Genomic DNA, 8,059 nt, shown 5'->3' on the forward strand with positions numbered 1-8,059 from the left:
CGCGGCATCCATGCCGCTCGTCCCCCTGCGCAACGCTTCCGCTCGGCCTCCTGACGGGGCAGATTCGCTGCCCCACCTCGTCTGCACAGGTTCAGGCAATGACCAGGCATCAGGATTGCCGCACCCTGTCAGGCACGAGTCACCCCTCGCCCTTTGGGAGAGGGGCGGGGGTGAGGGATGTATCAGGCAAGTGCGGAGGTCTGAAAATACCGTGTTAGGGCGTTTTATTCGATGCAACAACAGCTAACGCAAACATAGCCAATGAATTCGCCCCCACGAAGAGCTAACGCCTGGCAGTTCAGTCGTAAGCCAGCGGATAGGCGACCAGCCCGACGGCCTCGTTCAGCAGCATCCCGCTCTGCCATACCGCCTTGCTCTCCGGCAGCCAGCCCCCCAGAGGCCGGCCATTGGGCACGCCGAGATAGCCCATGGGCGCCGCCACCACCTCGAACCCGGCGCGCTCGAAGCTCCAGCGCGCCCGCGGCATATGCGCGGCCTGGGTAACTAGCAGCACCCGCCGGATGCCCTGCGGCTGCAGCATCTTCGCCGTGTACTCGGCATTCTCCCAGGTGGTGCGGCTTTCCCCTTCCTGCCAGCGCACGTCCAGGCCGTAATCACGCTTGAGGGTGTCGGCCATGATCAGCGCCTCGCTGGGCGGTTCGCCAAAATGCAGGCCACCACTGGTCAGCAACGGCAGGCCACTGGCGCGGGCCAGGCGCGCCGCATAGCGCAGGCGCTCCAGGGCCATGGCGGACGGCTGGTCGCCGCCCCAGGCCGGGTCATCGCGTTCGCGGCCACCGCCGAGCACGACTATCGCATCCGCCCGCTCGGCCAATCGCGGCCACTCGGCCTCGACCAGCGGCGGTTCGGCTTCCAGCTCCCGGGCCGACCACTCCACCACCACCGGCAGGCTCATCAGCCAAAGGCCACCCAGGCCCGTGACGAAGCACGCCGCAGACAATCGCGGCATGCGCCGGCGCAACCACCAGGCGAGCAGCAACAACAACAACAGGCCGCCGGGCGGCAGCAGCAATTGCTTGAGGATGTAGCGAATCGGCATGGGCACCTCCAGAGGTGCCCGGGAGCCTAACGGGGATTGGACGTGCGGAAAAGCTGCGAACCGCAGGACATGCAGGCCTGCACGCCCTGGCCGCGACACCAGACGGCCGGTGTACCGCACATGGCGCAGCAGAGCTGCTGGCGGCGCTTGAACGAGGGTTGGGGTTTCGACACAGCGATCTTGGCCGGGCTACGTTCCGGCCTGGCGGAGCGCCTGGGGAACTCCTCGATGGCCGCCAACTCCTCAGCGGCGGCGTGCCAGCCCCGGAGCCAGCGCATGTCGCGATCGAGATAGGCGCGAATCAGCTCCATCTCGGCGGGCGTCAGTCCCTTGAGTTCCAGTTCGAGCGGTTCCTCGTCGCGCAAGCGAACCGCCGTATCCGCTTCATCCAGCGCCAGGGCCAACCGGTGCAACAACCGCTCGTAAAGCCCGCTCCCTGAATCCGTCCGCCGTAACTCACCCATCCGGCACCTCATACTACGTAAACGCTTGCCTTGCTTATGAAAAGCTTAGCGTTCGGTTCCCCGCTGCAAGGTGCCTGCGACAAACGGCGCCGGGATTGCCGACGGACGCCCGCCCGTGCAATCAAGGTTTCCCCAGTCCGGCAGGGGTCATGTATGCTACGGCGCTTGAATTTCCATTTCCGCACGGGCCCGGGCGCCGCGGCGACAGCCAGCGTAACCGGCCCGGGGAACTCCATCCTTCAGCGCCAGTAGCCATGCACGAACAGTATCAGCCCCGCGAAATCGAAGCCGCCGCGCAAGCCCACTGGGACGCGCACAAATCCTTTGAAGTGAGTGAGCAGCCCGGCAAGGACACATTCTATTGCCTGTCGATGTTCCCCTACCCGAGCGGCAAGCTGCACATGGGGCACGTGCGCAACTACACCATCGGCGACGTGATCGCCCGCTACCAGCGCATGCAGGGCAAGAACGTGCTGCAGCCCATGGGCTGGGACGCCTTCGGCATGCCGGCGGAAAACGCCGCGATGAAGAACAACGTCGCGCCCGCCAAGTGGACCTACGAGAACATCGCCTACATGAAGGCCCAGCTGAACAGCCTGGGCCTGGCCATCGACTGGTCGCGCGAAGTCACCACCTGCAAGCCCGACTACTACCGCTGGGAACAGTGGCTGTTCACCAAGCTGTTCGAGAAGGGCGTGATCTACCGCAAGAACGGTACCGTCAACTGGGACCCGGCGGACCAGACGGTCCTCGCCAACGAGCAGGTCATCGACGGCCGTGGCTGGCGCTCCGGCGCGCTGGTGGAGAAGCGCGAGATCCCGATGTACTACTTCAAGATCACCGCCTACGCGGATGAACTCTTGAGTAGCCTCGACGACCTGGACGGCTGGCCTGAACAGGTCAAGACCATGCAGCGCAACTGGATCGGCAAGTCCCGCGGCATGGAAGTCAGCTTCCCCTTCGACCAGGCGAGCATCGACCGGGCCGGCGCGCTGAAAGTCTTCACCACCCGCCCGGACACCCTGCTGGGCGCCACCTATGTGGCCGTCGCCGCCGAGCACCCGCTGGCCAGCCTGGCGGTGCAGAAGCTGCCGGCCGACAAGGCCGCCGAACTGCAGGCCTTCATCGACGAATGCAAGCGCGGCGGCGTCGCCGAAGCCGACATCGCCACCCAGGAGAAGAAAGGCCTGCCCACGCCGCTCTTCGTCGAGCACCCGCTGACCGGCGACAAGCTGCCGGTCTGGGTCGCCAACTACGTGCTGATGAACTACGGCGAAGGCGCCGTGATGGCCGTACCGGCCCACGACGAGCGCGACTTCGCCTTCGCCCACAAGTACGATCTGCCGATCAAGGCGGTGATCCGCACCGCCGCCGGCGACGAAACCCCGGCCCCCTGGCAGGACGCCTATGGCGAGCACGGCCAGTTGATCAACTCCGGCGAGTTCGACGGCCTGGACTACCAGGGCGCCTTCGACGCCATCGAAGTGGCCCTGCAGAAGAAAAGCCTCGGCCAGGCCCGCACCCAGTTCCGCCTGCGCGACTGGGGCATCAGCCGTCAGCGCTACTGGGGCTGCCCGATCCCGATCATCCACTGCCCGAGCTGTGGCGACGTACCGGTGCCGGAAGACCAGCTGCCGGTCGTGCTGCCGGAGGACGTGGTGCCGGACGGTGCCGGTAGCCCGCTGGCGAAGCTGCCCGAGTTCTACCAATGCACCTGCCCGAAATGCGGCACTGCGGCCAAGCGCGAAACCGACACCATGGACACCTTCGTCGAGAGCTCCTGGTACTTCGCCCGCTACGCCTCGCCGACCTATGACAAGGGCATGGTCGACCCGGCCGCGGCCAACCACTGGCTGCCGGTTGACCAGTACATCGGCGGCATCGAACACGCGATCCTGCATCTGCTCTACGCACGCTTCTTCCACAAGCTGATGCGTGACGAAGGCCTGGTCAGCTCCGACGAGCCGTTCAAGAACCTGCTCACCCAGGGCATGGTCGTGGCCGAAACCTACTACCGCGTCGCAGCCAATGGCGGCAAGGACTGGTTCAACCCGGCCGACGTCGAGGTCGAGCGTGACGCCAAGGCCAAGGTCATCGGTGCCAAACTGAAGACCGACGGCCTGCCGGTGGAGATCGGCGGCACCGAGAAGATGTCGAAGTCGAAGAACAACGGCGTCGACCCGCAGGCGATGATCGACCAGTACGGCGCCGATACCTGCCGCCTGTTCATGATGTTCGCGTCGCCGCCGGACATGAGCCTGGAGTGGTCCGACTCCGGCGTCGAGGGTGCCAACCGCTTCCTCCGCCGCGTCTGGCGCCTGGCCCAGGCCCACGTCGCCGCCGGCCTGCCGGCTGCCCTCGACCGCAGCGCCCTGGCCGATGAGCAAAAGGCCGTGCACCGCGCCATCCACCTGGCCATCAGGCAGGCCAGCCAGGATATCGGCCAGCACCACAAGTTCAACACCGCCATCGCGGCCGTTATGACCCTGATGAACGTGCTGGAGAAGGCGCCGCAGGCCAATGCCGAAGACCGCGCGCTGATCCAGGAAGGCCTGGAGACCATCGCCCTGCTGCTGGCCCCCATCACCCCGCACATCAGCCACGTGCTGTGGCACGAACTCGGCCATGCCGACGCCATCATCGACGCCGTCTGGCCGACTGTGGACGAAGCCGCCCTGGTGCAGGACAGCCTGCAACTGGTGGTACAGGTCAACGGCAAGCTGCGCGGCCACATCGAAGTACCAGCCGACGCCAGCCGCGAAGCAGTGGAAGCCACCGCCCGGGCCAACGAGAACGTGCTGCGCTTCACCGACGGCCTCACCATCCGCAAGGTCATCGTGGTGCCTGGCAAACTGGTCAACATAGTCGCCAACTGATCGAAGCCGGCGCCCTCCCGCGGGAGTGGCGCCGGACCGCTTGCAAGGGGAACGCAAAGACATGATGAAACGGAATCTGCTGGTCCTGGGCCTCACCGCGCTGCTGAGCGCCTGCGGCTTCCAGCTTCGCGGCACCGGCGACGCCGACTTCGCTCTCACCGAACTGGACCTTACCGCCCGCAACCAGTACGGCGCGACGGTCAAGGCCGTGCGCGAGGCGCTGGAAAATAACGACGTCAAGGTCCATGCCGGGGCGCCCTATACCCTGGTGCTGGCCCGCGAGGACGAAACCCAGCGTACCGCCTCCTACACCCAATCTTCCCGCAGCGCCGAGTACGAGCTGACCCACACGCTGCAATACGAGATTCGCGGCGCCAATGACCTGCTGCTGATGAACGACAAGCTGATCGTTCAGAAGACCTACGTTTTCGACAGCAACAACCTGATCGGCTCCGACCAGGAGGCGGCGCAACTGCGCCAGGAAATGCGCCAGGAGATGGTCCAGCAGATGGTCATGCGCCTGCATCTGATCACCCCGGCTCAGCTGGACCAGCTGCAACAGACCGCCGAAGCCAAGGCCAAGGCCGAAGCCGAGGCGCTGGAAGCCGCGCGCCAGGCCGAAAAGGCCCAGCAACCGCAGCAGTCGCCGCTGCAACTGCCCATCCAGTGAGTACAAGGGGCCGCACCAGCGGCCCCGATCATTTGCGCCTATGAAACTCAATCCCGCTCAACTGGCTAAACACCTGCAGGGCCAACTGGCACCGGTCTACGTGGTCAGCGGCGATGAACCGCTGCTCTGCCAGGAAGCCTGCGACGCCATCCGCACCAGCGTCCGTGCGCAGGATTTCAGCGAGCGCCAGGTATTCAACGCCGAGGCCAACTTCGACTGGGGCTTGCTGCTGGAAGCCGGCGCCAGCCTCTCACTGTTCGCCGAGAAGCGCCTGCTGGAAGTGCGCCTGCCCTCCGGCAAGCCGGGCGACAAGGGCGCCGCAGCGCTGCTCGAGTACCTGGCACGGCCTCCGGAAGACACCGTACTGCTGCTGAGCCTGCCCAAACTCGACGGCAGCACGCAGAAGACCAAATGGGCCAAGGCCCTGATCGACGGGCCGGACGTCCAGTTCATCCAGGTCTGGCCCATCGAGGCCCACAACCTGCCGCAATGGATTCGCCAGCGCCTATCCCAGGCCGGACTCGCTGCCAGCCAGGAAGCGGTGGACCTGATCGCCGCGCGGGTCGAAGGCAACCTGCTGGCGGCCGCGCAGGAGATCGAGAAGCTCAAGCTGCTCGCCGAGGGCGGCCAGGTGGATGCCGCCACCGTCCAGGCGGCTGTCGCCGACAGTGCGCGATTCGACGTCTTCGGCCTGATCGACGCCGCACTCAACGGCGAGCCCGCCCATACCCTGCGTACCCTGGAAGGGCTGCGCGGTGAAGGCGTGGAACCGCCGGTGATCCTCTGGGCGCTGGCCCGCGAGTTGCGTCTGCTGGCCAGCCTGGCCCAGCAGTACAGCCAGGGCGTGCCCCTGGAAAAGGCCTTCGCAGCGGCCCGCCCGCCGGTCTGGGACAAGCGTCGGCCCCTGGTCAGTCGCGCCCTGCAACGCCACCCCGCATCGCGCTGGAACCAGTTGCTGCTGGACGCCCAGCGCATCGACGCACAGATCAAGGGTCAGGCCGCGGGCGATCCGTGGAACGGCCTCGCGCGCCTTGCCCTGCTGCTGGCCGGCCAGCGTCTGCCACTGGCCGCCGAATAGCTGGACATTTTCTGAGCAGGGGTCGATGATGCGCGCGCCCGCACTGCCGCGGGCTCCGATCGAGGACAGGCCATGGCCAAGAAACGCAAGACAGCGCCCAACCGCGCAAAATCCCTGGTAGCCCAACCACTCTTCCGCTGCCGCCAGGAGAAGCCCCTGAAAGGCAAAGGAAGTTACCGCCGCGAAGCCTCCCACAACTGGGAGGCTTTGTCGCTTATAGCCGCCTGAAAAGGCCCGAACATGTTAAGGTCGCGGCTTGATTCTTCGTCAGCCTCGAGACTTTCTTATGTTCGATGCCACTGCCCCCGGCCTGATGTTCCGCAGCCTGGCCGCAGCCTCCGCCCTCACCCTGCTCTCCTCTTGTGCCGACGCTCCGGCGCAGAAACCCGCCGCCGCTCCCCAGCCCCAGGTCAGCCAATCCGCCGCCAAGGCGCCCGCAGCCTCTGCCGTGGCCCCGGTGGTAATGCCGGCCATCAGCTTCAGTGCCTGGCGCGACGGCTTCCGCCGCGAAGCCCTGGCCAGCGGCATCGACGCCGCCACCTTTGACCGCGCCTTCGCTGGCGTCACCCCTGATCCCAGCGTGATCACCGCTGACCGCAGCCAGCCCGAGTTCACCCGGCCGGTCTGGGAATACCTGGAAGGCGCCATTTCGCCCTATCGGGTGCGCAAGGGCCAGGCCTTGCTGGCCGAGCATGCGGCGACACTCGACGGCATCGAGCAGCGTTTCGGCGTGAACCGCGAAACCCTCGTGGCCATCTGGGGCATGGAAAGCAGCTTCGGCCAGTTCATGGGCGACAAATCGGTGATCCGCTCCCTGGCCACCCTGGCCTATGAAGGCCGCCGCCCGGCCTTCGCCCATGCGCAGTTACTGGCCGCCCTGGAGATCATCCAGCACGGCGATATCCAGCCCTCCGGCATGCTCGGCTCCTGGGCCGGCGCCATGGGTCAGACCCAGTTCATCCCCACCACCTACAACAGCCACGCGGTGGACTTCGACGGCGACGGCCGACGCGATATCTGGAACTCCTCGGCCGACGCCCTGGCCTCCGCCGCGCACTACCTGCAGGCCTCCGGTTGGCGCATGGGCCAACCCGCGGCGCTGCAGGTGCAACTGCCCCAGGGCTTCGACTACGCCCAGGCCGACGCCGACATCCGCAAGCCGCTGGAGCAATGGCAGGCCATGGGCGTGCAGACCGGCCCGCAAGCCTCCGGTCTCGCCGGCGAATCCGCCTACCTGCTGCTGCCCGCCGGCCATCGTGGCCCGGCCTTCCTGGTGCTGGACAACTTCCGCGCCATCCTCAAGTACAACAACTCCTCGTCCTACGCCCTGGCCGTCAGCCTGCTGGGCGAGCGCTTCGATGGGCGCGGCGAACTTGTCGGCAGCTGGCCCCGCGACGAGCGCCCGTTGAGCCGCAGCGAGCGCGTCGAGTTGCAGGAATCCCTGGCCGCCGCCGGCTACTCGCCAGGAGCGGCGGACGGCATCATCGGCGCCAACACCCGCAAGGCGATCCGCGGCTTCCAGCAACGCCTGGGCTGGCCCGCCGATGGCTTCCCGACCCAGAAACTGCTGGAGAACCTGCGCCAGCGATAGAAAGGGTCAGACGGCCTGCCCTCAGGCACGGAGACTGGCCCCGTCTGGTGGAAATCGCTTTGCGATTTCCTCCCTACATCCGGTTTTCCCCGGCCCTGTAGGGGCGAATTCATTGGCTATGTCTGCATGAAGTGTTGCTAGAACGTCCTGAGCCGAGTTGCTTATCGAGTGGGCTGCGAGTCCCGGTTTCGCCTCCCGGCGAGTCACTTCTTTCAAACGCCAAAGAAGTAACCAAGAACGCTCGCCCCTGCATCCGGCCCGACTTCGTCGGGTTCCCTCGCTCCATCATTGCTCCGGGGGCCCGGCGTGAGGGGCCATCC

Annotated in this window: 7 protein-coding genes; 5 read left to right on the forward strand and 2 right to left on the reverse strand. The window is 66.3% G+C overall.

Annotated features, from left to right (window positions below; translation table 11 throughout):
* Nucleotides 1-298 precede the first annotated feature (298 nt).
* Both E8F11_RS00500 and E8F11_RS00505 read right to left on the reverse strand, forming a co-directional pair.
* Entirely contained in the window at nt 299-1,060 is a 762-nt protein-coding gene (locus tag E8F11_RS00500; protein WP_280286844.1) for a YdcF family protein, read from the reverse strand.
* Between the two features lie 26 nt (nt 1,061-1,086).
* Nucleotides 1,087-1,524, reverse strand: a complete 438-nt coding sequence (locus E8F11_RS00505) for a hypothetical protein (protein ID WP_280286845.1) — start codon at nt 1,522-1,524, stop codon at nt 1,087-1,089.
* A gap of 254 nt (nt 1,525-1,778) precedes the next feature.
* Between E8F11_RS00505 and leuS the strand changes: the two genes are divergently transcribed.
* The 5 genes from leuS (at nt 1,779) to E8F11_RS00530 (ending at nt 7,739) form a co-directional block, all read left to right on the forward strand.
* Entirely contained in the window at nt 1,779-4,400 is a 2,622-nt protein-coding gene (gene leuS / locus E8F11_RS00510) for a leucine--tRNA ligase (RefSeq protein ID WP_280286846.1), read from the forward strand.
* A 61-nt stretch (nt 4,401-4,461) separates the two neighbouring features.
* Nucleotides 4,462-5,070, forward strand: coding sequence for an LPS assembly lipoprotein LptE (lptE, locus tag E8F11_RS00515; RefSeq protein ID WP_280286847.1), 609 nt, complete (start codon nt 4,462-4,464; stop codon nt 5,068-5,070).
* A 40-nt stretch (nt 5,071-5,110) separates the two neighbouring features.
* Nucleotides 5,111-6,148 (forward strand): DNA polymerase III subunit delta, encoded by a 1,038-nt coding sequence (gene holA, locus E8F11_RS00520; RefSeq protein WP_280286848.1) that lies wholly within the window; start codon nt 5,111-5,113, stop codon nt 6,146-6,148.
* Between the two features lie 72 nt (nt 6,149-6,220).
* The gene (gene arfA, locus E8F11_RS00525; RefSeq protein ID WP_280286849.1) at nt 6,221-6,376 is read left to right on the forward strand and encodes an alternative ribosome rescue factor ArfA; all 156 of its coding nucleotides are present in this window, start codon (nt 6,221-6,223) and stop codon (nt 6,374-6,376) included.
* Nucleotides 6,377-6,434: 58 nt separating this feature from the next.
* Nucleotides 6,435-7,739 carry a lytic murein transglycosylase gene (locus E8F11_RS00530; RefSeq protein WP_280286850.1) on the forward strand — a complete coding sequence of 435 codons (1,305 nt, stop codon included), beginning with the start codon at nt 6,435-6,437 and terminating at the stop codon, nt 7,737-7,739.
* Nucleotides 7,740-8,059: the final 320 nt, after the last annotated feature.

The organism is Pseudomonas sp. BN417 (genome assembly GCF_029871205.1).
Taxonomy (GTDB): Bacteria; Pseudomonadota; Gammaproteobacteria; order Pseudomonadales; family Pseudomonadaceae; genus Metapseudomonas.